We start from the raw sequence: 26,383 nt of genomic DNA, 5'->3' as shown, positions 1-26,383 counted from the left end.
GTCCTCGGGCAGCTTCGCCAGGGCGATCTGGACCCGGTTGTTGACGTTGACGGCGTTGATGTCCGGATCGGTGCCGAGTTCGAAGGATCCGGTGAGCGTGTAGCTGCCGTCGTTGCCGCTGACGCTCTTCATGTAGAGCAGCTTGTCGACGCCCACGACCTGCGACTCGATGGGCTGTGCGACCGTGGATTCCACCACCTCGGCCGAGGCGCCGGGATACATCGTCGTCACCGAAACCTGAGGCGGCACGATGTCGGGGTATTGCGCCACCGGGATGGTGAACAACGCCAGCGCACCCGCGATCGTTATGACGATCGCGATGACCACCGAGAGGCGCGGGCGGTCGACGAAGAGCGCCGAGACCATGGCCTCAGGTCCTGCTGGCCGACTGGGCGATCGGGTTCGCCCGCACGGGGATCCCGGGCCGCACCCGCGGCAGGCCATCGACGATGACGAGTTCCCCGCCGGACAGGCCCTCGTCGATGACGGCGTCCGGGCCGGTGCCGCCGGAACCGGGTTTGACGCGCCGGATCACGGCTCGCCCGTCCTCCACGACGAAGACGTAGACGCCGCCCTGGTCGGCGATGAGTGCCGCCTGCGGCACGACCACCTTCTGCTCGGGCTCGCCGACCTGAAGGGCGACCCGGACCAGCTGCCCGTCGCGCAGCGCGCCCGCCGGGTTCGGCATGACGGCGCGGACCGAGACCGTGTCGGTCGTGCGGTCGACGCTGATGTTGACGAAGTCGACCCGGCCCAGCTGGCCGTATTCCGAGCCGTCCTGGAACCGGATCCTGACGCCGACCTTGCTGCGGTCCGGGCTTTTCGCGCCTTGCTGGTAGCGCAGGAACTCGCGCTGGCTCACCGGGAAGGTGACGTAGATCGGGTCCTGGCTGACGATCGTGGTCAGCACGCCGCTGTCGGGCCCGACCACGTTGCCCTTCGTCACGCTCGTGCGGCCGATCTGGCCGGCGATGGGAGCGGTGATATCCGTGTAGCCGAGATTGATGCGGGCGGTCTCGAGACTGGCCTCGTCGCCCGTGACGGCGCCCTTCGCCTGATCGAGGGCGGCGCGTGCCTGATCGCGGGCAACGACGGTTCCCGAGTTGCGGTCGAGCAGGTCCTGGGCGCGCTGCAGCTGGATGGCGGCCAGGGCCTGCGCGGCCTTGCTGCGCTCCAGGGCGCCTTCGGCTTGCTTGACCGCGGCCACGAACAGGTCACGCTCGATCCGATAGAGGGGCGCCCCGGCCTTGATCGGATTGCCCTCGGTGAACAGAACCGCCTCGAGATAGCCGGTCACGCGGGCGCGCACCTCGACGCGGCCCACGGCCTCGATCCGGCCCACGAAGTCCAGCGCCTTGTCGAGAGCCTTGCGCTGGGCCGCGACCGTTCCGACCGGCAGCGCCGCATTGAGATCGCCCTCGCCGCGGACCGATGGACAGAGACCGGCGGTCAGCAGGAGACCCAGCACCAGGGAGCGGAAGCGGACCATGACCGAGCCTCGCGACGGCTCGAAAAAGCCGCGCGACCCCATCTTCGCAGGCACCGGACTTTTCGCTTGATCGAGTGGGACTCACCGGGGCCGAAGACGCAGCCACCGAGCTTACGCGATGCGGTGCCGGGGATTCGGGTCGTGCCGGTCCCGCGCGTCACCGACCGTGACCCGTGACGCGCCGCGGGACGCATCGGCGTCCTGGGCCTCAACCGCTGCCGAGGTTGGCCCGACGCGAGAGGTCAAGGCCGGTTCCATCGCGCAACAACAGGGTTCGCAGTCGATCGGGGCCGAGCACGCGCCCGAGTTCTCGAAACGCGAAGTAAGGCAGCAAGGCCACGGTCATGATGAGGGTCACCGCCGCGACGCCGAAGACGCCGCCCCCGCCGATTGCCGGCACACTCGCGCGCCATGCCTGTCCCCGATACAGCCCGATTGCCATCTCCTCGAGGCCGTAGGCGCTCACCAGGACCGCCGCGAAGACGCAGGAACGGGCGATGATCGGATAGATCAGGGGTCTGCCCTGAAGGTGCGGTCGGGCATCGAGATGCTCGGCGATGAGCATGACCTTCGCCAGGATCCACGCGTTGAGGAAGGCCAGCCCATAGAATTGATAGGCAATACCCTGTCGCGACAGGACGGCATGTTCATGAAGGATCAGGATTCCGAATATGATCCAGAGATATGAGAAAATACCGAGGATATGCTTGATCTCCGACAACAATCTGCGCCCGAATTTCCGGATCCGAGATCCATCTCGTTCTGCAGAGCAGGAAGACGCGTCACCCGGCCCGGATGAGGTTTGGTGACAGGAATTGTCCATGAACAATTCTCTTTCCTCCCAACCCCTATGCGCTGTCTTTTTCTTCGCGAAAACAGGGCGATCATCAGGAATTCGCAGCCGGGCGACACCTCCGCGAGCCGGCCGCATTCATGCCGCAACCCGAAATATTATCATTGATGATATATATAATTCGGCTTATTATCTTTCCGCCATCCAATAAAATAGTCCGAGAAATTTTATCGGAAACTATCCTGTGCTCCGCGATGGTCGATCGCGCCCATCATTGCAGGTCCCGCTGAGGGTGCTTGATCATGCGGGACATGAAGACCCGACGATCGCGCATGCCGCGCCAGCCCGAACGAAACTGCGAACACTGTTGTCCTTGAGATCACGAGATACCGTCGATCGGCCTCCTGCCGCACGCGATCTCCGGGCGCCATGCAGCCCCGCTGAACAGCGTTCGGTCAGTCGAAATGCGAGCTTCGGCCTTGCGGCAACCCTGGCCATTCAGCCGTCCTTACAGGCATTTCCGAAGCTAATATCGGCAATTATTGAATCGCGAGCAGCAATCAGACTCCCATCGAAACAATTTCTACAAAAAATCGAATCTTCATGGGCGGAACTTCGTGAAAATAAATTGATCCCATGACTCGATTTGCCGCAAGTCTAGAGCTCGTTGATGCCGACGATGCAGAACCCATGCCCGAAAGGATCGCTGCAGAAGGCGACCGGAGGAAAGCCCGGCACGCGGTGCACCTGCTCTGACGTTGCGCCATTCGCCACAGCGCGTGCGAGCGTCCCTTCGAAGTCGTCGACCCGAAAGTCGATGTGCACCGGCGTCCAATGGCGCTCATACCGGCGACGGTCGCCGCTGCCCGGCGCAGGGGAGGATCCGGCCGGTTTCGCGAGAAGCCCGATCGTTTCAGTCCCCGCAGTGAGCTTCGCGTAACCGGGATGGGGACGGGACGTCTCGACGAAGCCAAAGACGTCACCGAAGAACTTCAGGCCCTCATCGATCGACGGGACGTCGATGGAAACAGTCACCTTCATCTCAGCCGTTCCATCCGCTGGCATGTTGACCGGTCTGTGCGGAGCCGAACGCCGATTCGGCCCCGTGATCCTGCCGGAACACCCGTTCCGGCAGGCGTCGGCGTCCCTTGTCCATGCCGTCGCCGGCAGGGAGCGGTTCCGACGTCCGCATTCATACGGGTTCCGAAGGTGGGGGCGGCGCCCGGTTGTCTTCCGGCGCTCCGCGCGTCAGCACGATGTGGGTCGCAAGCTCCGTCGGGACCGTTTCCGTCACCCGATAGCCGAGGCTCGGCAGGTCGATGCCCGCGAACAGGTGCTCGCCCCGGCCCAGGACAACAGGCGACACCGCCACGTGCAAGTCATCGATCGCGCCCGCGAGCAGATACTGGCGGACCGTCGACACACCACCGCCGATCTTGACATCCAAGTCGCCGGCGGCGGCCCTGGCCTGGTCGAGCGCCGCCTCGATCCCCCCGGTGACGAAATGGAAGGTCGTCCCGCCCTCCATCACGATGGGCGCCCGGGCGTGGTGGGTGAGGATGAAGGTCGGCGCGTGATACGGGGGGTTGTCGCCCCACCAGCCCTTCCAGTCCGGCCCGCCCCAATCGTCGCCGGCCGGCCCGAACATGTTGCGGCCGAGGATGAAGGCGCCGAAGCCGTCCATCGCGGCGTCGGCGAACCGGTCGTCAGTCCCGCCCTCCTGCCCGATCATCGATCGGAAGGCCCGTGTCGGGAAGAACCACCGCATCAATTCCGGGCCGCCTTTCCCGAGGGGATGCTCCAGGCTCTGGTCCGGGCCGGCCCCGAAGCCGTCGATGGAGACTGCGAAGCCTCTCGCGCGCACCCTGCCCATGGCCGTCAGCCCTGTGCGTCCGGGGAGACGATCAGGTCGTCCAGCTGCGCGAATTGCTCGCCCCACCCGCTCGGGCTTCCCGAGGCCAGGGCTGCGTCGAGGGCTTCCTTCGAGGGATAGAGCTCGTGCACGACGACGTCCGTCGCGCCGTCCCGGTCCTCGAAGGTCACCGTGGTGAGGTGCCCGTCCGCGCCCCCTTCGTCATTGGTCCAGACGAGGCGGGCGTGCGGCGTCACCTCGATGTATCGGCCGAAGAACGCCATGGGTTGCTCCGAGGCGGGATGGCCCATCACCAGACGGTACGTGCCGCCCGTACGGATCTCGGCCTCGAACGCGATCAAGGAGACCCCGCAGGATTCGGGTACCCACCATCGCCGGAACAGCGTCGGCTGCGTCCACGCGTCGAAGACGATCCGCGGCGGGGCATCGACGGTTCGCATGACAACGAACGCCCTGTCCGATGTCCGCTCCATCGTCGTGGGTGCCTGCCCGGCGCTGGTATCAGGCCGCCCACCTGCATGCATCGGCATCTCGCACGTCATCACGCGCCTCCCGTCACGCCGCCTGGCGCGGGCCGGCGAGGCCGAGCCTGTTGCCCGCCGGATCGGCGATGTTGGCCGAGTAGCTGCCCCCGGGAATCGGGTCGGGCCCCTTGAGAACCGTGCCGCCGCCCTCGCGGACCGTCGCGAGGGCGGCATCGATGTCGGCCACGTGAACGTACCAGTTCCATCGGGCCGGCGCGCCGGTGGCCGCGCTCGACATCACCGCGCCAGGGCGTAGGTCGCCTCGGCCGATGAAGGCGTACTCGCCCATGCCGCCCATCGGCATGGCCCCGAGCTTCTCCCAGCCGAACAGCGCCCCATAGAACGCGAAGGCTGCCTCGGGATCCGGGGTAGCGAGTTCGATCCACACGCCGTGGCCGAGGGTCTGCTCCGTCCCGAGGGGGACGGGTCCGAAGGCGCGGCTCCTGCCGGGCCGGGCCGCCTTCATCACCGCGAAGACAACGTCCTGCGGGTCGCTCACCATGGCGAACCGGCCGACATGGGGGATGTCGACGGGCCCGAACCGGACCCGACCGCCGAGGTCCACCACCCGGGACGCCAGGGCGTCGACGTCGTCGGTCGCGAGGTAGACCGCCCAGCCGGGAAAGCCGGGCGCTTGGGGCATCGACTGCCGGATCCCGGCCACGGGCTCCCCGTCGGCCTCAGCGACCCGGTAGCCGCCATGCTCCGGCATCGGCGACGGTGCGATGCGCCAGCCGGCGACAGCCGCGTAGAAGGCTTGCACCGCGTCCTGGTCGACCGCATTCAGCTCGAACCAGATGGGGGTCCCCTCGACAGTTGGCATCCGGCGCTTCTCCCTGACAACCGGCGCATCGGCCGCGTCCCGGCACCCCTTAAGGTCCCGCTTTGCCCAGGCTGGCATTTCCGGTTACACAAGACAACCATGCAGTCAGAAAAAATAACTGGTGAGGCATTCGCACCGCGGGAGCGACGGTACGACGACGCTTGCGGCACGGCGCTCGCCCTGGAATTCATCGGCGAGCGTTGGTCGCTGCTCATCATGCGGGAGCTGGTTTTCGGCCCCCGCCGCTTCGGCGAGATTCGGGCGAACCTCCCGGGCATCAGCGCCAACGTGCTGACGCAGCGCCTGGTGAGCCTGGAGGAGGCGGGGATCGTCCTGCGCTACCAGCTGCCGTCTCCGGCCAACGTGCAGGTCTACGATCTGACGGAGTGGGGCCGCGAGACCGCGCCGCTGATGCGCGACCTGGGGCGTTGGGCGGCGCGCTCGCCCCGGCACGATCCGCGCCTCTTCATGTCGGCCGCGTCGGCCATGATGTCGCTTCAGGCCCTGGTCGACCGCACACGTGCCGCGGAGCTGTCCGTGTCGGTCGCCTTTCACTTCCCCGGCGAGGACTTCGTCGCGACGGTGGCCGGTGGTGAGATCGTTGTGAGACGGGGTGTCATGGAGGCACCCGACCTCGCGTTCACGGGCGACACGATGGCGATGCGCCGCACGATTTACGGCAAGGCGCCGCTGGCTCAAGACGGTGCGGGCGGAACGCTCGCCTTCGCGGGCGAGGCCGATCTCGTCCGGTCGTTCGTCGCTCTCTTCGCTCTGCCCGCCAAAACGCGTTGAGGGCCGTGCAGGCGGTCAGGCCGGATCGACATTGCGCGCCGGACCGGCCGTTCAGCTCGGAGCCCATCCGGGCCGTTCGGCGGAGTTCTGCGGCATCTCCGAAGCGGATATCGCACTGGGCCGGATCACGGGTCCTGCGTGCGACGACGGCCGCAGGGACCTCGCGCGCCGCCGCGATGGAGGCGGGCGCCTCTCTCGGCCTCACCGGAGCGACGGCTCGGGCGTGCGGGCCTAGGCTTCGGCCGGTGTCGGGGCGGCCGGATCGCGGGTCACGCCGAACTCGGCGGCGAACTTGCCGAAGAACTCGTCGGCGAGCTTGCGCGAGGTCGCCTGCATGAGCCGGCCGCCGAGGGTGGCGATCTTCCCGCCGACCTCGGCCTTGGCGGTGTAGGCCAGGACCGTCTCGCCGCCCTCGGACGCGAGGGTCACGGCGGCGCGGCCCTTGGCGAAGCCGGCCATGCCGCCGTTGCCCTGCCCGACGAGGCTGTAGCCCTCCGGAGGACGCACGTCCTCCAGGCGAACCGTGCCCATGAAGGCCGCCGAGACCGGCCCGATCTTCAGGGCGACCTTGGCCGTCATCTCCTCCGGCGAGACCTGCACCAGCTCCTTGCAGCCGGGGATGCAGCGGGCGAGGACGTCCGGATCGTTCAGCGCCGCCCAGACGGCCTCCCGCGCGGCGGGGATCCGGTACTCGCCGGCGATGTCCATGTTCGTCTCCTCTCGCGAAGCCGCGCCGCCGGAGGGCCGGGGCGGGCGCTCAGACCGCGCAGTAGCGCGCCTGGATCTCCGGATCGTCCCGCAGCGCGGCCGCGGGGGCGTGGTAGACGACGGCACCGCCGTCCACGATGTAGACGCGATCGGACACCTCGAGGGCGAGCTCCACGTTCTGCTCGACGAGCAGGATCGTGGTCCCGGCCCGCTTCATCGCGACAAACTGCGCGAACATCTCCTCGACGAGGATCGGCATGATCCCCTCGGAGGGCTCGTCGAGGAGCACCATCACGGGCTCGGCCATCAGCGCGCGGGCGATGGCGAGCATCTGCTGCTCGCCGCCCGACATGGTGATCGCCTCCTGCTTCAGCCGCTGCTTCAGCCGCGGGAAGGTCTCGGCGATCACCTCGATCCGCCGCGCCTCGTCGCGGCGCGTCGCGCGACCGCTTCTGGCCGCCAGGATCCCGAGGCGCAGATTCTCCTCCACGGTCAGCCCCGGCACGATGCGCCGCTCCTCCGGCACGTAGGCGAGGCCCCGGTGGAAGCGCTCGTGGGGCGGCCGGTCGAGGATGTCGGCGCCCGCGAAGGTCACGCGGCCCGTGCGCTTCGCCACGAGGCCCATGATGGCCTTCAGCGTCGTGGTCTTGCCGGCGCCGTTGCGGCCGACCAGCGTGACGATCTCGCCGGGCCGCACCTCCAGAGAGAGACCTTGAAGGATATGGGAGTGGCCGTACCACGCCCGCAGGTTCTCGACCGCCAGGAGCGGCTGCGTGGCGGCGGCGCTCATGCGGTCGTGCCCGTCGTTCTGCCCGTCGTGTTGCCCAGGTAGACGCGGCGCACCTCGGGATGGGCGCGGATGTCGTCGGGGCTGCCCTCGGCGAGGAGCTGGCCCTGGTGGAGGACCACGAGGCGGCGGCACAGGCCCATGACGAGCTTCATCTTGTGCTCGACGAGGATCAGCGTCCGCGTCTCGGCGAGGCGCTGCACGAGGTCCATCATCTCGCGCGTCTCCTCGGGGCTCATCCCGGCGGTCGGCTCGTCGAGGAGGAGGAGGCTCGGCTCGGCGGCCAGCGCCACCGCGATCTCCAGGGCGCGCTGCTCGCCGTGGGCGAGTTCCCGGGCGAGGCGGTCCATCCGGGCGCCGAGCCCGACCTCGCCGAGGAGCGCCTCGGCCCGCTCCGCCAGCTCGGGATAGGCCGCGCGGTCCCGGAAGACCGCGAAGCGGACCCGCCGCGCCTGGGCGGCCACCCGCACGTTCTCGCGCACCGTGAGGTGCGGGAAGACGTTGGTGATCTGGAACGACTTGGCGATGCCCATGCGGGCGAAGGCGTGCGGGGGCGATCCGGTGATGTCGCGCCCCCGGAACAGCACCCGGCCCTCGCTCGGCGGGAAGGCGCCCGAGATCAGGTTGAAGAAGGTCGACTTGCCCGCCCCGTTCGGCCCGATGATCGCCGTGATGCCGCCCTCCGGAAACGCGACCGTCACGTCCGACAGGGCGCGGAAATGCCCGAACCGCTTGCCGAGGCCCTCCGTGGCGAGGATCGGCGGGGCCGCCACGGGCGCCGTGGCGGGCGTGGCGACGACCGGGGCGGTGCTCACCATCCGGCCCTCCTGAGGCGCGCCAGCACCTCGCCCCAGATGCCGAGCGGCAGGAACAGCACGAAGGCGATGAAGATGGCGCCGACGAAGAGCTGCCAGTGGCTCGTCACGGTGGCGAGCCCGTCCTGCAGCAGCGCGAAGGTGGCGGCCCCCACGAAGGGTCCGAAGAAGGTCCCCATGCCGCCGAGCAGCGCCATCATCACGGCCTGGCCGGAGGTCGAATAGTGCATCGTCTCGATCGGCACGATCGAGAGGTGGATCGCCTGGAGGCCGCCCGCGAGGCCGCACAGGGCTCCGGAGATCACGAAGGCCACGAGCTTCATGCGGCGCACGTCGTAGCCGCAGGCCTGCGCCCGGCCCTCGTTCTCGCGGATCGCCTCGAGGGCGGCCCCGAACGGCGACGACAGGAGGCGCGAGAACAGCCAGACCGCGACCCCGACCACCGCCAGCGCGGCGTAGTACTTCACCACCGGGTCGAGGAGATTGAGGCGGAAGCCCGGCAGGGCGAGCGACGGCACGTTGATGCCGCGCAGGCCGTTCTCGCCGCCGGTGAAGGCCTCCGCCTGGTAGAAGGCGTAGTAGACGCACATGGACAGCGCCAGGGTCGTCATCGCGAAGTAGATGCCGCGGGTGCGGATCGCGAGCACGCCCATGACGGCGGCGATCCCGGTGGCGAGCAGCGTGCCGGCGACGAGGGCCAGGGCCGGGTGCAGCCCGAAATGGACGATGGCGATGCCGCAGCCGTAGGCGCCGCCGCCCAGGAAGGCGGCGTGGCCGAAGGACAGCAGCCCGGTATAGCCGAACAGCAGGTTGAACCCGAGGGCGTAGAGGCCGAGCACCAGGATGTTCACGGCGAGGGCCTGGTAGGGCGTAATCCAGGGGAACACGAGGAGGAAGGCGAGCGTCAGGGCGACGCGGTGCCGGCCGCACCACGCGAGCCGGCGGCCGGTCCGGCCGGAGCCCGGCCGGGCCGCCGGCAAGGTCGCCGGCAAGGTCGGCGGCAAGGCGCTGTCCTCCGTGACGGCGGGGGCAGGGGCGCGGGCGCTCATCCGAGGGCTCCGGCCCGGCCGAGGAGGCCCCGGGGGCGCACCAGCAGCACCAGGGCCATGAGGGCGAAGATCGCCATCTTGGTCATGTCGGGGGCGACGAGCGACGTCATCGCCACGACGATGCCGACGAGCAGCCCGGCGAGGACGGCGCCCCCCAGCGAGCCCATGCCGCCGACCACCGTGACCACGAAGGCCTCGGCCAGCACCGGGATGCCCATCTCGGGCGTGACGCCCTGGAGGGGCGCCGCGAGGATGCCGGCGAGCCCGGCGAGCGCGCAGCCGAGGGCGAAGACCGCGAGCCAGACCTTCGCGATCTCAATGCCGAGCACCTGTACGATCTGCGGGTCGCGGGCGCCGGCGCGGATCACGAGTCCGAAGGGCGTGCGCTCGATGAAGAGCCAGAGCGCGCCCACCACGGCCAGCGCGAAGCCGATCAGGAACAGGCGGTAGAGGGGGAAGTAGCCGATGCCGATATCGACCGCGCCGCGCAGCTCGGGCGGCGCCCCGAAGGGCAGCCCGGTCAGCCCGAAGGCGATGCGCACGCTCTCGATCATGACGTAGGACAGGCCGAAGGTGAGGAGCAGCGGGTCGTCGATGCCGCGCCCGTAGAGGGGGCGCACGAGCACCCGCTCCACGGCGAGCCCGAGAAGCCCCATCGCCAGCGGCGCCGCGACGAGGCTCAGCCAGAAGCTGCCGGTGTAGCCGTAGAGGAAGACCCCGACATAGGCCCCGGCCATGAAGAAGGCGCCGTGGGCGAAGTTGACCACGTTCATCAGCCCGAAGATCAGCGACAGGCCGATGCCGACGAGGACGTAGATCGCCCCCAGCGCGATGCCGGTCACGAGCTGAAGGGCGAGGAGATCGAGGGGGAAGCCGCCGATCGTGATGTCGCTCAAGGCCGCGCCCTCCCGCGGGTTCGCAGGGCGCGCCTCACGCCTTGTGGCCGAGTTCGTCGCAGCCGCGCAGGAAGCGCTCGTCGGGTCCCTCGGTGCCGAGGATCGTGAAGACGTCGTCCGGTGTCTTCATGTCCTTCGACTTCGCCTCGACGATCAGGACCGACTGGACCGACTGGTGGTCGCATTTCCGGAAGCTCTGCGGCCCCTTGTAGAAATCGGCCTTCAGGCCCTCCATGGCGGCCACGACCTTGTCGGTCTCGACCGACCCGGCGGCCTTCACCCCCTCCAGCACCGAGCGGACGCCTGCATAGCCGAGCGCGCCGTAATCCGACGGCACGGCACCGCTATAGGCGGCGCGGAACCGGTCGTTGAACGCCTTGGCGGAGGGCACGCTGTCCTCCAGGCGCCAGTAATAGGAGGTGCCGCCGATCACGCCGTCGAAGGCGTCGCCGCCGGCCTTGCGGGCGGTGAACAGGAGGACCGGGGCCACCAGCTTGGTGTTGCGCTTCAGGCCGAACTCGGTGGCCTGCTGGATCGAGACGACCTGGTCCCGCCCGAAATTGCACAGGCACAGCACGTCGGGCTTGAGCGCGGCGATCCGGGGTAGGAAGGCCGAGTAGTCGGAGGCGCCGATCGGGTGGCGGATATCGGCCACGACCTCGATGCCCGAGGCCTCGCCGGCGCGCTTGAAGCCGCGCATCATCTCGTGGCCGTAGGCGTAGTCGGCGCTGAGGAAGGCGACCCGCTTGCCCGACTTCGGGAAGACGTAGCGGCCGACCGCCCCTGCGGTCATGTGCGGGTTCAGGGCCTCGTGGAAGGTGGTGCGGCCGAAATCCTTGGCCTCGTTGATCGCGTCGGACTGGCTGATCGAGTTGTAGATCACGCCGCGCTCGCGGGCGACGTTGTTGGTCGACAGGGTCACGGCCGCCGAGAGGCCGCCGACCAGGAAGTTGACCTTGTCCTTCTCGATCAGCTCGAGGGTGCGGGTCGCCGCCTCGCCGGGGTTGAGCTTGTCGTCGCGCACGAGGAGTTCGGCGGTGCGGCCCTGGAAGCCGCCGGCCTCGTTGAACTCCTTGATGGCGAGCTGGGCGGCGCGCACCTGGTCGTTCGCCTCGGCCCCGAAGGCGCCGGTGAGCGGCACCGGGAAGCCGATGCGGATCGGACCGCCGGTCGGCCCCCCTTGCGCGGCGGCCGAGCGCAGGAACGCCGGGGCGGCGAGCGCCAGCGCGGATGCGGCGGCGCTGCCCTGAAGCAGCCGGCGCCTGTCGAAGCTTCCCATTCCCTCGTCCCTCCGTTGGCGTGGCGTTTCCGCGTCGGGACCGGCCTCTTCGGCGGACCGTGCCCCGTGGTGGTCGATGCGTCGTCGTGGTCGATGTGTACCGACCGGGGAGGGCCATCCGTCCTTGCGAGCGCAGCGAAGCAACCCAGGGAGCCGCCACGTTCGGCAGCGTCCCGCTGCCCTGGGTTGCTTCGCTGCGCTCGCAAAGACGGGGAAGCCTGTCCGGTTTATCCTTCCTGTGATCAGATCAGTCCCAGCGCCTCCAGCACCACCTCGGGCGTCACCGGCTGGCGCGCGACCCGGGCGTTCAGCGGCGCGAGCGCGTCGTTGATGGCGTTGACGACCGCCGCCGGCGCGCCGGCGGTGCCGGCCTCGCCCGCGCCCTTGGCGCCGATCTCGGACGACGCGGTGGCCGAGACCACGTGGGCGACATCGATGTCGGGCATCTCGCCGGCCATCGGCACGAGGTAGTCGGCCATCGACCCGTTCAGCAGTTGGCCCTCCGCGTCGTAGAGGCAGTGCTCGAACAAGGCGCCGCCGATCCCCTGGACGATGCCGCCGCGGATCTGCTCGTCGACGAGGAGCGGGTTGAGCACGGTCCCGCAATCCTCGACGCACCAGTGCTTGAGCAGCCGCACGAAGCCCGTCTCGGTGTCGACCTCGACGTAGGAGGCCTGCACGCCGTTGGTGAAAGCGAAGGGGTAGTCCTTCGGCACGTAGTGCCGGGTCGCCACGAATTCCGGCTGCACGCCAGGCGGCAGCGTGTCCGGGCGGAAGTAGACGATGCGGCCGAGCTCCGCGAGGGGCATGCGCTCGGTCCCGGTGGCGGCGTCCACCACGGCGCCGTCGCGGATATCGAGGCTCCCGGGATCGGCCTGCAGGATCGCCCCCGCCACCGCCAGGACGTTGCCGCGCAGCGCCTTGCCGGCCTGCCACGCGGCCTCGCCGCCGATGCCGGCCCCGCGGGAGGCCCAGGTACCGCCGCCGTAGGGGGTCGTCTGCGTGTCGCCCGAGATCACCCGGACCCTGTCCATCGGCACGCCCGTGGCGGTGGCCACGATCTGCGCGATGATGCCCTCGGTGCCCTGGCCCTGCTCGGTGACGCTGACCGACGCGACGACGCCGCCCTGTGGATCGAGCCGGATCGTGCAGCCGTCCTGGGAGGAGATGCGCGCGCCGCCGACCCCRTAGAAGGCCGCCGACGGGTTGGTGATCTCGATGAAGGCCGCGAGCCCGATGCCCCGGTGGATCCCCCGCGCGCGCAGGTCCGCCTGCTCGGCCCTGAGGCCGTCGTAGTCCATCATCGCCTTGAGCTTGGCGAGCGCCGCCTGGTGGGACAGCTTCTCCAGCTTGATCCCCGAGACGCCCGCGCATGGGTAGGCGTCGTCGGGGATGACGTTCCGCTCGCGCACGGCCAGGGGGTCGAGGCCGAGGCGGGCGGCGCCGAGATCGACGAGCCCCTCGGCGACCATCGTGGCGATCGGGTGGCCCACCGCCCGGTACTGGCAGGTCGGCGCCTTGTTCTGGAGCACGACGCGCGCCCGTGCCCGGTAATGCTGGTGCCGGTAGGGGCCGCCGGTCAGGTTGACGACCTGGTTGGCCTCGACCGCGCTGGTGCGCGGGTAGACCGAGTAGGGACCGATGCCGGTGAGGTCGTCCATGTCGAGGGCGAGGATGTCGCCCGCGGCCGAGAAGGCCATCCGGGCGGTGACCCGGTGGTCGCGGGCGTGGATGTCGCTCTGGAAGCTCTCCAGCCGGTCGGCGACGAACTTGACCGGGCGCTTCAGCATCAGCGCCAGCGCACAGGTCGCCATCTCGTCGGGGTAGATGTGGACCTTGATCCCGAAGGAGCCGCCGACATCCTTGCAGATCACCCGCACGGCGCCCTCCGGCAGGACGAGGTGCTTGCACAGGATGTCCTGCATCATATGCGGCGCCTGGAAGGAGTGGTGGACGGTGAGCATCCCGTCCGCCGCCGCCCAGTCCGCCAGGATCGCCCGCGGCTCCAGGCAGACGCCCGTGTGCCGGCCGAACTGGAAGGTCTCCTCCACCACCAGGGCCGCGTCGCGGAAGGCCGCATCCACGTCGCCGACGTCGAGGACGCGCTCGAAGGCGAGGTTGTCGCCGAGCTCGGCGTGGATCGCCGGCGTCGCGGGATCGAGTGCCGTCTCCATGTCGACCACGGCGGGGAGCGGGTCGAACTCGACCACGATCGCCGCGAGCGCATCCTCGGCCTCGGCCCGGCTGCGGGCGACGACCGCGCAGAACGGCTCGCCGACCCAGGTCACCCGGTCGAGGGCCAGGGCGTGCTGGGGCGCCGAGCGCAGGCCCTTGAAGTGGCCGAGCACGCCGACCCAGGGCGTGCACACCGCGGCCAGTTCGGCGCCCGTCACCACCGCGATCACGCCGGGCATGGCCTTGGCGTCCGCGGTCTCCAGGGCGACGATGCGGGCATGGGCGTGGGGGCTGCGCAGGAAGGCGACGTGGCCGAGGCGGGCGACGGCGACGTCGTCCACGTAGACGCCCCGGCCTTCCAGGAGGCGCCGGGCGTTCGGCCGCGGGACCGAGCGGCCGATATAGCTGTTCGGCCGGTCGAGAAAGGTGAGGCCGCTTAGGTCCGCGCTCATTCGGCGGCCTCCCGGCCGGGATTGCGGCGCGCCTCGGCGGTCGCCGCGATCGCGTCGACGATGGCGTGGTAGCCGGTGCAGCGGCAGTAATTGCCCGCGATCGCCGCCCGGATCGCCGCGCGCGAAGCCGTCGCGTCCGCGTCGTCCAGCAGCTCGGCGGCCGTCACCAGCATGCCGGGGGTACAGTAGCCGCATTGCAGGGCGTTGCGCGTGTGGAAGGCGTCCTGCAGGTCGCGGATGCGGCCGCTCTCGGTCAGGCCCTCCACGGTCTCGACGGTGGCGCCGTCGGCCTGGACGCCGAGCATCAGGCAGGACCGCACCGCCCGGCCGTCAACCAGGATCGTGCAGGCGCCGCACACGCCGTGCTCGCAGCCGAGATGCACGCCGGTGAGGCCGAAGGATTGGCGCAGGAAATCGCCGAGATGCATCCGGGCCGGGACGTGCGCCCGCACGGCCTCGCCGTTCAGCGTGAAGGCGACCGCGTGCGCGCGGTCCGGGCTCTCAGACGCCATCGGGGCCGCCCTCCTGCGCGGTGCCGCCTTGCATCCGGGCCGCCACGCGGCCGAGGATCACGCGGGCGAGGTGGAGCCGCGTCGCGGCCTTGGTGGTCGGATCGTCCGGGGGGTCGAGTTCGCCGGCGAGGGCCGCCTGGGCGCCCGCGAGGTCTCCCGCCTCGATGGAGGCCGCGGCGGCCGGGGCCAGGACCGGCCGGTCGGCCACCCCGAAGAAGGCGAGGCGCAGGTCCGACAGGCCGCCCGCGCCGCGCCGCCCGGTCGCCGCGAGGCCGACGAGGGCGTAGTCGCCGTGGCGGCGCGACAGCTCGTCGAAGCCCCAGACCGCGTCGGCACCCGGCACCGGAAACTCGACGGCCGTGACGATCTCGCCGGGCTCCAGCGCCGTCGTGTAGAGGCCGAGGAAGAAGGCGTCCGCCGCGATGCGCCGCTCGGCCCCGGGGCCGCGCACCACGATGGTGGCGCCGGCGGCGAGGCAGCAGGCGGGCCACTCGGTGGCGGGATCGGCCAGCGCCACCGAGCCGCCGATCGTGCCACGGTTGCGGATCGCCGGATGGGCGATGTGCGGCAGGGCGGCGGCCAGCAGCGGCAGGCGTTCGCGCACGAGTGCCACGGTGCCGACGTCGCGGTGGCGCGTCATGGCGCCGATCCGCACCACGCCGTCGGCTTCCGAGACGCCGGCGAGTTCGGGAATCGCGTTGAGGTCGACCAGAAGGCCGGGCGCCGAGAGCCGCATGTTGAGGGCCGTGACGAGGCTCTGGCCGCCCGCGAGGGGAACGGCGTCCTCCCCGTGCTCGGCGAGCAAAGCCAGCGCCGCATCGAGCGAGGCCGGGCGCACATAGGCGAAGTCTGGCGCCTTCACGCGCGGCTTCTCCTCCCTGTGGACTTGCCCATGACCGCCTCGATGAGACAGGCTGGAAGCCCTTATTGATCGTTCGCTCAATAGAAGGCGAAAACGGTATGGCGTCAAGCAGGCCGGCAGACAGGGATGCGCGTGCTCCGGCCGGCCGGCGGCTGACGCCCGAGGCGCGCGAGCGCCAGATCGTCGCGGGGGCGATCGACTACTTCGCCGAGGTGGGCCTCGACGGGCACACCCGTGAACTCGCCCGCCGGCTGGGCATCACCCAGCCGCTCCTGTTCCGGTACTTTCCGACCAAGGCGGCCCTGATCGAGCGGATCTACGAGGAGGTCTATCTCAAGCGCTGGGATCCCGGCTGGGAGGCGACGGTGCGCGACACCGCCCTCCCGTGCCTCGAACGCTTCCGACGCTTCGAGATCGATTATCAGCACCGGATCGACGATTACGCGTGGCTGCGGATCTTCGTCTCGGCGGGGCTCAAGGGCTTCGATCTTCCGAGCCGCTATCTAGGCATGGTCCGGGAACGGATCTTCGCGCCGTTGCTGGCGGGCATGCGGGCCGAGTCGAACCTGCCGAACGCGCAGACGCAGGCGCTGTCCGACGCCGAGTTCGAGTTGCTGTTCGGCATCCACGGCGCCCTGGTCTATGTCGGCCTCCGCTCGCGGGTCTACGGGATCGACGGCGCCGCGGATCGCGACGGGGTCCGGGCCGCGATGCTCGACGCGGCCCTGCCGGGCCTGCACGCGACCCATCGCCGGGTGGTGCTGGGCGCCGGCCAGCGGGCGAGCGGATCGAGCCGGACCGGGTCGGGCGCCGGCGACCCGACGTCATGAGGTCCGACGCGCGGGCGACATCGCGCGACGAGCCCGTGCGGCACCGTCATCCGCGGATGGGTCGATGACTTCCGCGAAAACTGCGCTAGCCTTGCGGCGTGGAGGAACGCCATGACCCAGGGATCGCAACCGGCATTGGCGGCGCTGCCGCCGGATCTGGCGCGCGAGTTCGACGCGGCGCGCGGCAATGGCTGCGTCGGCACCCGCCTCCTCTCGGAGGACGCGCGCTGCCGGGTCTGGACCATCGTCCTGGCGCCCGGGGCGCGGATCGGCTTCCACACGCACGTCCTCGACTATTTCTGGACCGCGGTGACGGCGGGGCGCGCCCGCTCGCAGTACGGAGACGGGCGGGTCGCGGAGGTCGATTACCGCGCGGGCGACATCCAGCACCTGTCGTTCGGGCCGGGCGAGTCGATGACCCATGACCTCGCCAATATCGGCGACACGGAGCTGCTCTTCACCACCGTCGAGTTCCTGGACAGCGCGAACCCGCCCCTGGGGCTCCCGGATGCCATCCGCGCGGAGGCGACCCGCCGCGCGGCCTAAGCGAGGCGGACATCCGGCGGGACCGCCGTCCCGGCCATCACCGCCTCGGGGCTGCGAAACCGCTCCGCCGCCATCCGTTCGGCTGCCCCGCGCTGCTGCGCCTGCAGGTACGCGCCGAGATCGCGCCCCCGCGCCACGACCGCCGCTCCGTAGGCGCGTCGGGCGCGGTCGAAGGCCGCGAGGGCCGCGTCCACGTCGCCGCCCGCCACCTCCAGGGCGTCCACGAGGGCGGCGGCGTCCTCCATCGCCTTGGTCACGCCCATCCCGACATGGGGACGGGCCACGAAGGCCGCATCGCCGATCAGGGCGACGCCCCGGGCCGGAACCATGGTCGGCGTCTCGATGTCCAGGATCGCCTGCAGGAACGGCTGCTCGGCGCGCAGCATGACCTCGGTGAACGGCGGCGCGAGGATCCCCTCGGCGTCGGCGCGCATCGCCGCCAGCACCTCGGCCTTGATCCGGCCCGGCGGGATGGAGAGGGCATGGCGGATCCCGCCGGTATCGGTCAGCAGCGCGTGGAGCGCGGCCTCCGGGGTCGGCCTGTACCAGACCGCGTTGAAACTCCGCTTGGCTCCGGTCCCGTCCTCGAGGCTTGAGACCGGATAGCCGAGGATTTGCTCCCCCGGAGGCAGACAGAACGCGAAATGGCCGCAGATTGCCTCGCGGGTTGTGCGTGAGAGGGCGGCCTCGTCCACGACCGCGCGCCAGGCGACGTAACCCGCATAGGTCGGCGTCACGGCATTCAGGAACTGGCCCCGCACCGTCGAGAACTGCCCGTCGGCTCCGACGAGGAGGTCCGCCGTGATTCGACGGCCGTCAGCGAAGGACGCGACGACGTGATCGCCCCGATGGTCGACCGTGGCCAGCGCCGCCCCGAAGCGGACCCGGTCCGGCGGCAGGGCATCCAGCAACAGGCGATAGAGACGCCCCCAGCCCGCGAGCACCTGCGGCAGCCTGCGTTCCGCGATGACGTGGCCGTCCCGGTCGAGGACTCTGCGGCCCTCGACCGTCACCCCGAGATCACGCGCGCCGGCCCGGCTGCCGCAGCGTTCCAGCACCGACCGGAGCCCCGGATGCGTGACGATCCCCGCCCCGCGACTCGAGAGGGCGCTCGCCGACCGCTCGTAGACCGAGACGGTATGCCCACTGCGCGCGAGCAGACATGCCGCGGTCAGTCCGGCGATCGAACCGCCGATGACCGCTACGTCCAGTCGCTTCATGCCGCCCTCGACCCGGTCCAGCGGTTCCGTCCGCGAACAGGATGGAGGCAACCGAACGCTTTACCAAGTCGGGTCGGCGGCAGCGCGCGCGTCGAAGTCTGCGTGTCGAGGTCCGGCCGGGTCCCGCGTCTCGCGCGCTCGCCCCCCGGAGGGGTCGTTCCACCGATGCGCCAGCGCTCAGGGATCAGCACGCACGCGCGATCCCGCGGCTCGATCGCGCCTAGAGTTTCCGCTGATGATGGATGCGCTTCTTCTTCGGAAGCGCCCTGTGGCGGCCGATCGTGACGCCCGCTGTCGAGAGCGCCGGACCGGCCAATACGGTTGCGTGCGCAGGGCCGGCCGGCGCCGCCTCCGCGAACGTGGCGAAAGTGACCAAAGGGAGGGCGAGGGGGAGGGCCAAGGGGAGGGCGAACAGCGCCACCCGAAGAGTCCGGATCTTGTTCATGTGCGTTCTCTCCTCTGTCCATAAGCACAGGGCCGGGCCTTGTGTCCGACGCCGGCCGGACGCGGTCGGTCGTTCCGGACATGAAAGCGACCCGCGATCGCGGACGGCCCGAATACGGGGCCTCGCGCCACCCCTCGCAGGCACCCCACTTCGACTTGCTGGGCACCAGAGCGCCGCCAGCAGTCCACCGATATTGAAATACTCGAAATATGCATTCCGACATCGGCGCGAATATTTATAATATCCGGGATCGATAAGCGTATTGATCCTGATCAACGCGGGATCGGATCGGCCAAGCCAGAGTTGCCGGTCCCCGGCCGGGTGCTGCCCGCGTCACACGCCGTCGAGCAGCCGGTCGAGGTCGAACGTGGGGCGGCGTCCCAGATCGGCCCGATGCGCGTTCAGGAAGGTCTCGGCGCAGCGGCGTCCCTCGTCCCGCAGCATCGTCAGGAATGCCCATTCCGAATTGAGCTTCGACGAGGCGCCAAGGCCCGCAACGATGTCGCTCGCGATGCGATGCAGGCGCATCGCCGACCATCGGGCACATTCCGAGTCGTCCGCGGGCGCGACCTGCCGCAGCAGGGCCATCATCCGCAGTTCCTTGAGCAGGACCGCGTTGAACGAGACCTCGTTGAGCCGGTTGAGGATCTCCCGCGCCGAGGTCGGCGCTTGTGCCCGCTCGACCGGATTGACCTGCACGATGATCGTGTCCCGCGACTCGCATTCGCGCACGAGGGGCGTGATCGTCGGGTTTCCGGAATAGCCTCCGTCCCAATAGGCGGCGCCGTCGATCTGGACCGCCTGGAACAGCGTCGGCAGGCACGCCGAGGCGAGGAGCACGTCGGCCGTGAGCTCGGCGTTGCGAAACACGCGGCCTTGGCCCGTGTGAACATTCGTTGCGGTGACGAAGAGCTTGATCCGGCTCCGCGCGATGCGTTCGAAATCCAGCTGCGCGTCCAGGATCCGCCCCAGCGGATTGAAGCCGTGCGGGTTGAGGTCATAGGGGGAGAACACCCGCGCCATCAGGTCCGCGGCCAGGTACAGGGGGGCGTAATCGAGCGTCCAGCGGCCGAGCATCACGTCGAGCGGGCTGCGTTGGAGCGGGCTGAATCGGGCCGCGCGCGCGATGGCGTCCCAGAAGGCCTCGAGCGCCGCGCGCGCTCCGGCGGCCCCGCCTTGCTCGTAGCCGTCGATGAGGAACGCCGCGTTCATGGCGCCGGCCGACGTTCCGGAGATGCCGTCGATTCCGAGCCCTGGCTCCTCCAGCAGGCGGTCGAGCACGCCCCAGGTGAAGGCACCGTGGGCGCCGCCGCCCTGCAGAGCCAGGTCGATCAGGACCTGATCCCCCGCGCACGCCCCCGGTGAGATCGCGTCGTTCGCCATCGGATCGAGCCCCCATCCCGCGTGCCATGCATTCCAGCGTCACGCGGACGGGCCGGAACGCGACCGCCGCCGAAGAGGGGGCGCTCGTCCCCGGCTACTCGGCGAACGCCCGCCCAGGATCGGCCCGATAAGGATCGGCCCGGTACGGGTCGGCCTGCACCAGGTCCGCGGCGCCCCGGACCTTGGTGCCGGGCAGGATCTCGAAGCGCGGATCGAAATCCACCATCGTGGCGGCCAGCCGGGTCAGGATGCTCGCGTCGCCCTGAACCTGCGCGGTCCCGTCGGCGATGTGCGCCTCCAGGGTCTTGGCGCCGACCATCGTCTGCTCGAGATCCGACCGGTTGAGGGTCAGGGTCAGATCGGGCTTCTCGGCCTGGAAGCCCGCGATGGTGGTCAGCGTCGCGTTCTCCAGCTCGACGATGAACCGCTCGCCGTTGTCCGGCGTGATCAGGTTGATGGTGAAGCGCAGGCCCTCGGCCTTCCGACTGTCCATGCGGATGCCGAGGAAGTCCAGGAACAGCTCGGTCGTCATCGCCCGCACCACGTCGGGACTGCTCGAACTGGCCGTCGCCCCTTCCGGGATGCCGGAGCGAAGCTCGTAGGCGCCGGCCAGGAAGCTGTTGCGCAGGCCGGGGTTCTCCTGCTGGTAGCCGATCTGCTCGAAGATGTCGGCGAGCAGCTCCTTGGCGGCCTGGTTGTGCGGCTCGGCCTGGACCAGCTTTTTCACGATCTCCTGGGCCAGAAGGTACTGGCCCGCGTCGTGCAGGCGTCGTCCCCGGGCGAGGATCGCCTCCGCGCCCCCCATCATGTCGACGTAGAGAGGCGCGCTTTCGGACGGGGCCAGCGGGATCAGCGTCGCCGGGTTGCAGTCCCAGAATCCGAGATAGCGCTGGATGACGCCCCGGCTGTTGTGCTCCGGCGACCCGTGATAGCCGCGGCAATGCCACGTCTGCTGGAGGCTCTGCGGCAGCGCGTAGACGGTGTGGATCTCGTTGATCGTCACGCCCTGGTTGGCGAGGTGGAGCACTTGGTTGTTCATGTGGGCGTAGAGATCGCGCTGCGCCCGCAGAACCTCCTGGATGCGCGCATTGCCCCAGCGGGGCCAGTGGTGGGAGGCGAACATCACTTCGGCCTCCTGCCCGAACTGGTGCAGCGCCACATTGATGTATTTCGACCAATTCAGCGGATCGCGCACCGGCGCGCCCCGCAGGGTGTAGATGTTGTGCAGGGACGCGATGACGTTCTCGGCCATCCAGAGCGCCTTCATCTCGGGGATGTAGGTGTTCATCTCCCGCGGCGCTTCGGTGTTGGGCGTATTCTGGAAGACCATTCGGACGCCGTCGACCTCGAAGGTCTCGATCGGCTTCTCTACGGATCGCGTCGGAGCGATCAGGCCGCTGGTGCCGGCCGAGACGCGCTGCCCGAGACCCTGCCCGACATAGCCGTGCGGCGCCGCCGGCAGGAGCAGGCCGTACTGGTAGAAGAGCCGCCGGTTCATGGCGTTGCCGGCGTAGACATTCTCCGCCACCGTGTGGGGCAGGAAATCGGCCGGCGCGATCACCGGCACCGCCCCGGACCGCACGTCCGCCTCGTTGACGATCCCGCGCACGCCGCCCCAATGGTCACCGTGGGTGTGGGAGTAGATCACAGCCGAGATCGGCCGCCCCTCGCCCACATGGGCCTGGAACAGCGCCCAGGCGGCGCGCGCGGTCTCCTGGCTGACCAGGGGATCGAAGACGATCCAGCCCGTCCGCCCGCGCACGACGGTGAGGTCCGAGAGGTCGAAGCCCCGCACCTGATAGATGCCTGGGACGACCTCATAGAGCCCGTAATTGTTGTTGAGACGCGAGATCCGCAGCAGCGACGGATGAATGCTGTCGAACTCGTCCTGCTCCTCGAGGAACTTGAATTGCTGCATGTCCCAGGCCGCGTGACCGTCATCGGCCGGGATGGTCATGGCGGTCATGGGGGCGATCAGCCCGCGTCTCTGCTCCTCGACATCTCTGTCGTCCGCGAAAGGCAGAGACTGGCGGGCCTGACGCAGCACCGCGCGCGTGAACGGCGATGCCGGCTTGCCCTTCGGGTGGAAGTGCTCCGGGAAGGGCGTTTCCGGCCGGTTCTCCGTGCCGCCGGCGGCACGCGCCTCCGCCATGAGACAGCCGGCCGCGGAGAACGCGGCCCCGACGGCGGGGAGGGTCTTGATGAAGGCGCGTCGTGTGGACATCGGTCAGTTCCAACCCTGACGCGGCCACGGGCGGTGAGACGACCCGGCCTGCGAACGCCGCCGGGGGCCGCGAGGAGGGCGGCCGGTCCGGCTCGCGGGCACATCCATCAGCGCCACGCGCAGACCCGGCGTCCGCGCCGCCACCAGCAAACCCTGCGGCGGCGGCGGCGGCGCGGGACGACGACCACGGCCCGAGCCTTCTCGACGGGCGCGCCGCCGTTCGGACCGCCGAGGGGCTCCACCCTGAGAGGTGCGGCGTCCACGGCGCCCGGCAGCGTGAGCAGGCCCGTAGCCACCAGGGCGGCCGACGAGAGGCCACCCAGGACGGTGCGACGAGGCAGGGGTCCCATTGTCATCCTCCAAACCGCAGGCTGATGTCCGTGGTCACGTCGACGGCCGGCGGACATCGGCGTGTCCGCAGCAGAGGGTCATCGGGCCGCCGAGCCGATGCCGGGCGAGGCGATCGCCGGCGCCACGGGCGGCTTGCCGAAGAGGCCGATCCAGGCCCATGACAGGCCCGCGGCGATCAGGTCGCAGGAGACGAACAGGCCGATCGCCCACAGACCCGAATACGGCCATTGCGCGATGATGGCGGCGCCCAGGAGCATCGAGAGCAGGGCGAACAGGATCACCGCGGCGCGGGACATCTGCGTCTCATGGACGATCGCCCAGAGCGCGCGCGCCACGCCCGAGGCGATCAGGGTCAGGCCGAGGACGAGCGTGAGGGCGAGCGAGGCTTCAAGGGGACGGAAGACCGCCCAGAGACCGCCGATGAGATAGAGCAGCCCCGCGAGGAACCGGACGGCGCGGGAGCGCCAGACCTCCATCTCCGCGGGTTTGGTGAGCGCTTCCACGATCTCGGCGATGCCGGCGGCGATCAGGAGGATGCCGTACCAGAGCGTGCTGACGATGGTGAGGGTCACCGCCATGAACAGGCCCACGATGCCGAGGACCAGCAGCGCGGTGCCGACCGCGATGAACCACCCGCGGGCATGGCCCGTCTGCGCGGGGAGGGTTCCAAAGGTCGCCGTCCTGCTCATGAGACACCTCCTGTCGCGGTTGTCCGTCTTTGCTCGGTCGCATTCCGTTTTGATTGCCGATCGATAAGCTTAGGACCCATCGGAAGGGGCGTTGATCTGGATCAAATAAGATCCCGCTTATTTTATCGACAGTTGGTCCGACAATCGGCCAAGCATCTCCGAAACCGAACGAGAAAAAGGAACCGCCCGAGGGCAGTGGAGGCGTTCGAAGGTCAATCCTCCGACACTCTGCATGCGGTCACGCGTGACTGGTCCGCGTCCGATGTGTCCGCTGGGCCGTTTCGGCCGCCTGCGAGGCGACGGACCGCATCCAGCCAGACCACGTCACGCCAGCGCGCCGGACGGACGCTCGGCTTCGCATCCGCTCCGGTCATGCCAACCGCCGAAGGCACGTCCCCGGTTCGGACAGGCGGTTCGTGCGCGGCCCGCCTTCGGCGTCCGCAAATCGGCGACCGTTGCGCCGATGACGATCAGCGCGGAACGGATGTGACGTGCGTCCCAGAGGCTGTCGTGAGTTTGAGGCGGTCGAAGCAGTCCGTCCGAGCATGATGCAGACGCAGGCGCCTTCGACACGCCCGCCGGTGGGGGCCTGCACGGCCTCGGCGCAGCGGCCGGCCTGAGCCCGGTCGTCGGCGGCGCCTCAACCGATTCCGAGGCCGCGGATGAGCAGGACGGCGATGGCCAGCAGCACGAGGAGCGAGGCGGTGACGGCCAGCGTCACCCGGCCGCCGACCTGGGCCAGCACGCGGACATCGACCCCGAGGCCCAGCGCCGCCATCGACATGATCGTGAGGAAGCCGGCAAAGCGGGAGAGCGGGCCGATCCAGGCATCCGGGATCAGTCCGAGCGAGCGCAGCGTGGCCAGCGCCAGGAAGCCGAGGATGAACCACGGCACCAGCTTGAAGAACCCGGGCCGGGCCGGCGCGGACCCTTGGGCGGCCTTGGCAGCGTCGTCCGCCGGCAGGCGCGGGGCGAGGAGCGAGAGGGCCAGCACCACCGGTCCGAGCATCAGCACCCGGACCAGCTTGACCAGCGTGCCCACCTGCGTGGCGAGCGGGCTCACCGGGACGGTCGCGGCCAGCACCTGCGGCACCGCGTAGACGGTGAGCCCCGCCAGCACGCCGTACTGGTGCTCCCCGAAGCCGGCCAGGGGAACGAACAGCGGCAGCCCCAACACCATCAGCACGCCGAGCACCGCCGTGAACGCGATGGCGGCCGCAACGTCCCGGCTGTCGGCGCCGATGACGGGCGCCACCGCGGCGATGGCCGAGTTGCCGCAGATCGCGTTGCCGCAGGCGATCAGCAGCGCCATGCGCACCGGCAGACCCAGGCCGCGGCAGATGGCGCAGCTCGCCAGGATGGTGAGCGCCACCGCCCCGATGATGCCGGCGAGCAGCGCCGGACCCGACGCGACGATCGCCCCGAGGCTCACCGAGGCTCCGAGCAGGGTGACGGCCACCTCCAGCACCTGCTTGGCCGAGAAGGCGATCCCGGCCTTGAAGCGCGCGCCCGGCATCCAGACGGTGCGCAAAGCCGTGCCGATCAGGATGGCGAGGACCAGGGCCTCGACGTAGGGATGGCCGGTCAGGCGCTCCTCGCCGGCCTGGAGCGCCTGCGCCACCACCGTGAGGACGAGGCACAGGACGAGCCCCGGCAGCAGGCTGCCCGCCGCACCGGCCCAGGCGCGACCGCGGCCGGCGGGCGCGATCTCGGCCGCGGCGCGGCTGGCCATCCTGGCGGTCATGGCGTCGCCTCCCTGTCCGGCGCTCAGTAGGTCGCGCCGAGATACGCGGCGATGGCCTTGGCCTGCGCCTCCGTGATCGGCGCCCGGTAGACCTTGATCATCTTGGCGACCTCGGCGTCCCAGAACGCCTGCCCCTTCTTCGGCGGCTGCATGGCGACGTAGTCGGCCGAGTGGCAGGTCAGGCAGTTCTCCTGCGCGGCCTGGAAGCCGGCGGCGTGCGCGGCCTCCGGGGCCGGCCGGAACTGGGCCGTGGGCTCCGGCAGCGCGTAGGTCTCGGGCGCGGCGCGGACTTCGGTTCCCGCCAGGGCGGCCGCGAGCGCGACGGCCGTGGCGGGCAGCACGATGGACCTCAGCATGTCGATCCTCCTCAGGCCGCTGTGACGCGGGTGGTCTCGACGACGTTGCGCATGTAGCCGGCGGGGTTCCAGCGCGGCTCCATCGGCTGGGTGTCGCCGTCGTTGCCCGTGGCCCGTACCCGCAGGGCATGGGCGCCCGGCGCCAGGTCGACCTCCGCGGTCCAGGTGCGGAAGGCGTAGCGGCCGAGATCCGGGCCGAGCTGCGCCGTGCTCCAGGTCCTGCCGTCGTCGGTCGAGACCGCCACCGCCTTGATGCCCGATCCGCCGTCGAAGGCGATGCCGCGCAGGGGCACGCGCCCGGCCTTGACCTGCGCGCCGTCGGCGAGGCTGGTCACGAAGGAGCGGACGTTGAAGCGGCCGATCGGCACGGTCTTGTCCGGCGCCTTGCCGGGCTCGGTGCAGGCGCACGCGTTGTCGGGGATGCGGTAGGCCGTCTTCATCCAGAAGCCCTCGAAGGGGTGATCGAGGACGGCGATACCGTTGAGGTGCTTGACCCAGTACGTCCCGTAATAGCCCGGCACCACGAGGCGGAGCGGGAAGCCGTTCAGCCAGGGGAGATCCGCCCCGTTCATGCCCCAGGCCAGCATCACCGCGCCGTCCCGGGCGTGGTCGAGGGTCAGCGCCTTGGCGAAGTCCGGCGTCTCGGGCAGGACCGGTCCGTCGAGGCCCTCGAAGGACACCTGCACGGCGCCGGCCTTCACGCCGGCCTTGTCGAGCACGGCCTTGAGCGGCACGCCGGTCCAGCGGGCGCAGCCCATGGCGCCGT

Annotated in this window: 28 protein-coding genes; 3 read left to right on the top strand and 25 right to left on the bottom strand. The window is 70.0% G+C overall.

Annotated features, from left to right (window positions below; genetic code table 11):
- The 7 genes from AC1DXK_RS22780 to AC1DXK_RS22750 all read right to left on the bottom strand — a co-directional run.
- Window positions 1-366: efflux RND transporter permease subunit (locus AC1DXK_RS22780; RefSeq protein WP_477299143.1), on the bottom strand; the 366-nt coding region annotated here is incomplete at its 3' end.
- Window positions 367-370: 4 nt separating this feature from the next.
- A complete protein-coding gene (locus AC1DXK_RS22775; RefSeq protein WP_457107782.1) occupies window positions 371-1,489 on the bottom strand; it encodes an efflux RND transporter periplasmic adaptor subunit in 1,119 nt (372 codons plus the stop codon).
- A 208-nt stretch (window positions 1,490-1,697) separates the two neighbouring features.
- Window positions 1,698-2,210 (bottom strand): hypothetical protein, encoded by a 513-nt coding sequence (locus AC1DXK_RS22770; RefSeq protein ID WP_457107781.1) that lies wholly within the window; start codon window positions 2,208-2,210, stop codon window positions 1,698-1,700.
- A 729-nt stretch (window positions 2,211-2,939) separates the two neighbouring features.
- The gene (locus AC1DXK_RS22765) at window positions 2,940-3,323 is read right to left on the bottom strand and encodes a VOC family protein (protein ID WP_457107780.1); all 384 of its coding nucleotides are present in this window, start codon (window positions 3,321-3,323) and stop codon (window positions 2,940-2,942) included.
- 151 nt (window positions 3,324-3,474) lie between these two features.
- Window positions 3,475-4,155 (bottom strand): dihydrofolate reductase family protein, encoded by a 681-nt coding sequence (locus tag AC1DXK_RS22760; RefSeq protein ID WP_457107779.1) that lies wholly within the window; start codon window positions 4,153-4,155, stop codon window positions 3,475-3,477.
- Between the two features lie 5 nt (window positions 4,156-4,160).
- Window positions 4,161-4,679 carry an SRPBCC domain-containing protein gene (locus tag AC1DXK_RS22755; RefSeq protein WP_457107792.1) on the bottom strand — a complete coding sequence of 173 codons (519 nt, stop codon included), beginning with the start codon at window positions 4,677-4,679 and terminating at the stop codon, window positions 4,161-4,163.
- Window positions 4,680-4,710: 31 nt separating this feature from the next.
- Window positions 4,711-5,442, bottom strand: coding sequence for a VOC family protein (locus AC1DXK_RS22750; RefSeq protein ID WP_457107778.1), 732 nt, complete (start codon window positions 5,440-5,442; stop codon window positions 4,711-4,713).
- Between AC1DXK_RS22750 and AC1DXK_RS22745 the strand changes: the two genes are divergently transcribed.
- A complete protein-coding gene (locus tag AC1DXK_RS22745) occupies window positions 5,437-6,294 on the top strand; it encodes a winged helix-turn-helix transcriptional regulator (protein WP_457107777.1) in 858 nt (285 codons plus the stop codon). The two genes, AC1DXK_RS22750 and AC1DXK_RS22745, sit on opposite strands and share 6 nt — an antisense overlap.
- 231 nt (window positions 6,295-6,525) lie before the next feature.
- Here AC1DXK_RS22745 and AC1DXK_RS22740 read toward each other — a convergent pair whose 3' ends face one another.
- The 9 genes from AC1DXK_RS22740 to AC1DXK_RS22700 all read right to left on the bottom strand — a co-directional run bounded on the left by AC1DXK_RS22740 (window position 6,526) and on the right by AC1DXK_RS22700 (window position 15,829).
- The gene (locus AC1DXK_RS22740) at window positions 6,526-7,002 is read right to left on the bottom strand and encodes an SRPBCC family protein (RefSeq protein ID WP_457107776.1); all 477 of its coding nucleotides are present in this window, start codon (window positions 7,000-7,002) and stop codon (window positions 6,526-6,528) included.
- 49 nt (window positions 7,003-7,051) lie between these two features.
- Entirely contained in the window at window positions 7,052-7,792 is a 741-nt protein-coding gene (locus AC1DXK_RS22735) for an ABC transporter ATP-binding protein (RefSeq protein ID WP_457107775.1), read from the bottom strand.
- On the bottom strand, window positions 7,789-8,607 hold the full coding sequence (locus AC1DXK_RS22730) for an ABC transporter ATP-binding protein (protein ID WP_457107774.1): 819 nt from the start codon (window positions 8,605-8,607) through the stop codon (window positions 7,789-7,791). Before AC1DXK_RS22730 ends, AC1DXK_RS22735 begins: the two co-directional genes overlap by 4 nt.
- Window positions 8,601-9,653 carry a branched-chain amino acid ABC transporter permease gene (locus AC1DXK_RS22725; RefSeq protein ID WP_457107773.1) on the bottom strand — a complete coding sequence of 351 codons (1,053 nt, stop codon included), beginning with the start codon at window positions 9,651-9,653 and terminating at the stop codon, window positions 8,601-8,603. Before AC1DXK_RS22725 ends, AC1DXK_RS22730 begins: the two co-directional genes overlap by 7 nt.
- Window positions 9,650-10,549 (bottom strand): branched-chain amino acid ABC transporter permease, encoded by a 900-nt coding sequence (locus tag AC1DXK_RS22720; RefSeq protein ID WP_457107772.1) that lies wholly within the window; start codon window positions 10,547-10,549, stop codon window positions 9,650-9,652. The genes AC1DXK_RS22725 and AC1DXK_RS22720 overlap by 4 nt, the downstream gene beginning before the upstream one ends.
- A 34-nt stretch (window positions 10,550-10,583) precedes the next feature.
- Complete coding sequence (locus AC1DXK_RS22715) at window positions 10,584-11,828, bottom strand: ABC transporter substrate-binding protein (RefSeq protein WP_457107771.1); 1,245 nt, start codon at window positions 11,826-11,828, stop codon at window positions 10,584-10,586.
- A 242-nt stretch (window positions 11,829-12,070) separates the two neighbouring features.
- The gene (locus AC1DXK_RS22710) at window positions 12,071-14,455 is read right to left on the bottom strand and encodes a xanthine dehydrogenase family protein molybdopterin-binding subunit (protein WP_457107770.1); all 2,385 of its coding nucleotides are present in this window, start codon (window positions 14,453-14,455) and stop codon (window positions 12,071-12,073) included.
- Window positions 14,452-14,967, bottom strand: a complete 516-nt coding sequence (locus AC1DXK_RS22705) for a (2Fe-2S)-binding protein (protein ID WP_457107769.1) — start codon at window positions 14,965-14,967, stop codon at window positions 14,452-14,454. The genes AC1DXK_RS22710 and AC1DXK_RS22705 overlap by 4 nt, the downstream gene beginning before the upstream one ends.
- Window positions 14,957-15,829, bottom strand: coding sequence for an FAD binding domain-containing protein (locus tag AC1DXK_RS22700; RefSeq protein WP_457107768.1), 873 nt, complete (start codon window positions 15,827-15,829; stop codon window positions 14,957-14,959). Before AC1DXK_RS22700 ends, AC1DXK_RS22705 begins: the two co-directional genes overlap by 11 nt.
- Before the next feature lie 98 nt (window positions 15,830-15,927).
- On the opposite strand from AC1DXK_RS22700, the gene AC1DXK_RS22695 reads away from it, so the two are divergent.
- Together AC1DXK_RS22695 and AC1DXK_RS22690 are read left to right on the top strand one after the other, a co-directional pair.
- On the top strand, window positions 15,928-16,659 hold the full coding sequence (locus tag AC1DXK_RS22695) for a TetR/AcrR family transcriptional regulator (RefSeq protein ID WP_457107767.1): 732 nt from the start codon (window positions 15,928-15,930) through the stop codon (window positions 16,657-16,659).
- Window positions 16,660-16,770: 111 nt separating this feature from the next.
- Entirely contained in the window at window positions 16,771-17,205 is a 435-nt protein-coding gene (locus AC1DXK_RS22690; RefSeq protein WP_457107766.1) for a cupin domain-containing protein, read from the top strand.
- Here AC1DXK_RS22690 and AC1DXK_RS22685 read toward each other — a convergent pair.
- The 9 genes from AC1DXK_RS22685 to AC1DXK_RS22645 all read right to left on the bottom strand — a co-directional run.
- Window positions 17,202-18,425, bottom strand: a complete 1,224-nt coding sequence (locus AC1DXK_RS22685; RefSeq protein WP_457107765.1) for an FAD binding domain-containing protein — start codon at window positions 18,423-18,425, stop codon at window positions 17,202-17,204. The two genes, AC1DXK_RS22690 and AC1DXK_RS22685, sit on opposite strands and share 4 nt — an antisense overlap.
- Before the next feature lie 220 nt (window positions 18,426-18,645).
- The gene (locus AC1DXK_RS22680) at window positions 18,646-18,870 is read right to left on the bottom strand and encodes a hypothetical protein (protein ID WP_457107764.1); all 225 of its coding nucleotides are present in this window, start codon (window positions 18,868-18,870) and stop codon (window positions 18,646-18,648) included.
- A gap of 333 nt (window positions 18,871-19,203) precedes the next feature.
- Window positions 19,204-20,253 (bottom strand): patatin-like phospholipase family protein, encoded by a 1,050-nt coding sequence (locus AC1DXK_RS22675; protein ID WP_457107763.1) that lies wholly within the window; start codon window positions 20,251-20,253, stop codon window positions 19,204-19,206.
- A 94-nt stretch (window positions 20,254-20,347) separates the two neighbouring features.
- Complete coding sequence (locus tag AC1DXK_RS22670) at window positions 20,348-22,477, bottom strand: alkyl/aryl-sulfatase (protein ID WP_457107762.1); 2,130 nt, start codon at window positions 22,475-22,477, stop codon at window positions 20,348-20,350.
- Window positions 22,478-22,584: 107 nt separating this feature from the next.
- Window positions 22,585-22,827 carry a hypothetical protein gene (locus AC1DXK_RS22665; RefSeq protein WP_457107761.1) on the bottom strand — a complete coding sequence of 81 codons (243 nt, stop codon included), beginning with the start codon at window positions 22,825-22,827 and terminating at the stop codon, window positions 22,585-22,587.
- A gap of 78 nt (window positions 22,828-22,905) precedes the next feature.
- Window positions 22,906-23,517, bottom strand: a complete 612-nt coding sequence (locus tag AC1DXK_RS22660; RefSeq protein ID WP_457107760.1) for an HdeD family acid-resistance protein — start codon at window positions 23,515-23,517, stop codon at window positions 22,906-22,908.
- 640 nt (window positions 23,518-24,157) lie between these two features.
- A complete protein-coding gene (locus AC1DXK_RS22655; RefSeq protein WP_457107759.1) occupies window positions 24,158-25,261 on the bottom strand; it encodes a YeiH family protein in 1,104 nt (367 codons plus the stop codon).
- Between the two features lie 23 nt (window positions 25,262-25,284).
- Window positions 25,285-25,617, bottom strand: coding sequence for a SorB family sulfite dehydrogenase c-type cytochrome subunit (sorB, locus tag AC1DXK_RS22650; protein WP_457107758.1), 333 nt, complete (start codon window positions 25,615-25,617; stop codon window positions 25,285-25,287).
- 11 nt (window positions 25,618-25,628) lie between these two features.
- Window positions 25,629-26,383: molybdopterin-dependent oxidoreductase (locus tag AC1DXK_RS22645; RefSeq protein ID WP_477299134.1), on the bottom strand; the 755-nt coding region annotated here is incomplete at its 5' end.

This window comes from Methylobacterium sp. P3_A11 (genome assembly GCF_056403155.1).
This window is presented reverse-complemented; position numbering and strand designations above follow the sequence as displayed.

Excerpts from the sequence above, each read along its gene's own strand:
- AC1DXK_RS22775 (WP_457107782.1), bottom strand. The coding sequence starts at position 1,489 with ATGGTCCGCTTCCGCTCCCTGGTGCTGGGTCTCCTGCTGACCGCCGGT.
- AC1DXK_RS22765 (WP_457107780.1), bottom strand. The coding sequence starts at position 3,323 with ATGAAGGTGACTGTTTCCATCGACGTCCCGTCGATCGATGAGGGCCTG.
- AC1DXK_RS22760 (WP_457107779.1), bottom strand. The coding sequence starts at position 4,155 with ATGGGCAGGGTGCGCGCGAGAGGCTTCGCAGTCTCCATCGACGGCTTC.
- AC1DXK_RS22755 (WP_457107792.1), bottom strand. The coding sequence starts at position 4,679 with ATGCATGCAGGTGGGCGGCCTGATACCAGCGCCGGGCAGGCACCCACG.
- AC1DXK_RS22740 (WP_457107776.1), bottom strand. The coding sequence starts at position 7,002 with ATGGACATCGCCGGCGAGTACCGGATCCCCGCCGCGCGGGAGGCCGTC.
- AC1DXK_RS22735 (WP_457107775.1), bottom strand. The coding sequence starts at position 7,792 with ATGAGCGCCGCCGCCACGCAGCCGCTCCTGGCGGTCGAGAACCTGCGG.
- AC1DXK_RS22730 (WP_457107774.1), bottom strand. The coding sequence starts at position 8,607 with ATGGTGAGCACCGCCCCGGTCGTCGCCACGCCCGCCACGGCGCCCGTG.
- AC1DXK_RS22725 (WP_457107773.1), bottom strand. The coding sequence starts at position 9,653 with ATGAGCGCCCGCGCCCCTGCCCCCGCCGTCACGGAGGACAGCGCCTTG.
- AC1DXK_RS22715 (WP_457107771.1), bottom strand. The coding sequence starts at position 11,828 with ATGGGAAGCTTCGACAGGCGCCGGCTGCTTCAGGGCAGCGCCGCCGCA.
- AC1DXK_RS22705 (WP_457107769.1), bottom strand. The coding sequence starts at position 14,967 with ATGGCGTCTGAGAGCCCGGACCGCGCGCACGCGGTCGCCTTCACGCTG.
- AC1DXK_RS22695 (WP_457107767.1), top strand. The coding sequence starts at position 15,928 with ATGGCGTCAAGCAGGCCGGCAGACAGGGATGCGCGTGCTCCGGCCGGC.
- AC1DXK_RS22690 (WP_457107766.1), top strand. The coding sequence starts at position 16,771 with ATGACCCAGGGATCGCAACCGGCATTGGCGGCGCTGCCGCCGGATCTG.
- AC1DXK_RS22685 (WP_457107765.1), bottom strand. The coding sequence starts at position 18,425 with ATGAAGCGACTGGACGTAGCGGTCATCGGCGGTTCGATCGCCGGACTG.
- AC1DXK_RS22680 (WP_457107764.1), bottom strand. The coding sequence starts at position 18,870 with ATGAACAAGATCCGGACTCTTCGGGTGGCGCTGTTCGCCCTCCCCTTG.
- AC1DXK_RS22675 (WP_457107763.1), bottom strand. The coding sequence starts at position 20,253 with ATGGCGAACGACGCGATCTCACCGGGGGCGTGCGCGGGGGATCAGGTC.
- AC1DXK_RS22670 (WP_457107762.1), bottom strand. The coding sequence starts at position 22,477 with ATGTCCACACGACGCGCCTTCATCAAGACCCTCCCCGCCGTCGGGGCC.
- AC1DXK_RS22665 (WP_457107761.1), bottom strand. The coding sequence starts at position 22,827 with ATGGGACCCCTGCCTCGTCGCACCGTCCTGGGTGGCCTCTCGTCGGCC.
- AC1DXK_RS22660 (WP_457107760.1), bottom strand. The coding sequence starts at position 23,517 with ATGAGCAGGACGGCGACCTTTGGAACCCTCCCCGCGCAGACGGGCCAT.
- AC1DXK_RS22655 (WP_457107759.1), bottom strand. The coding sequence starts at position 25,261 with ATGACCGCCAGGATGGCCAGCCGCGCCGCGGCCGAGATCGCGCCCGCC.
- sorB (WP_457107758.1), bottom strand. The coding sequence starts at position 25,617 with ATGCTGAGGTCCATCGTGCTGCCCGCCACGGCCGTCGCGCTCGCGGCC.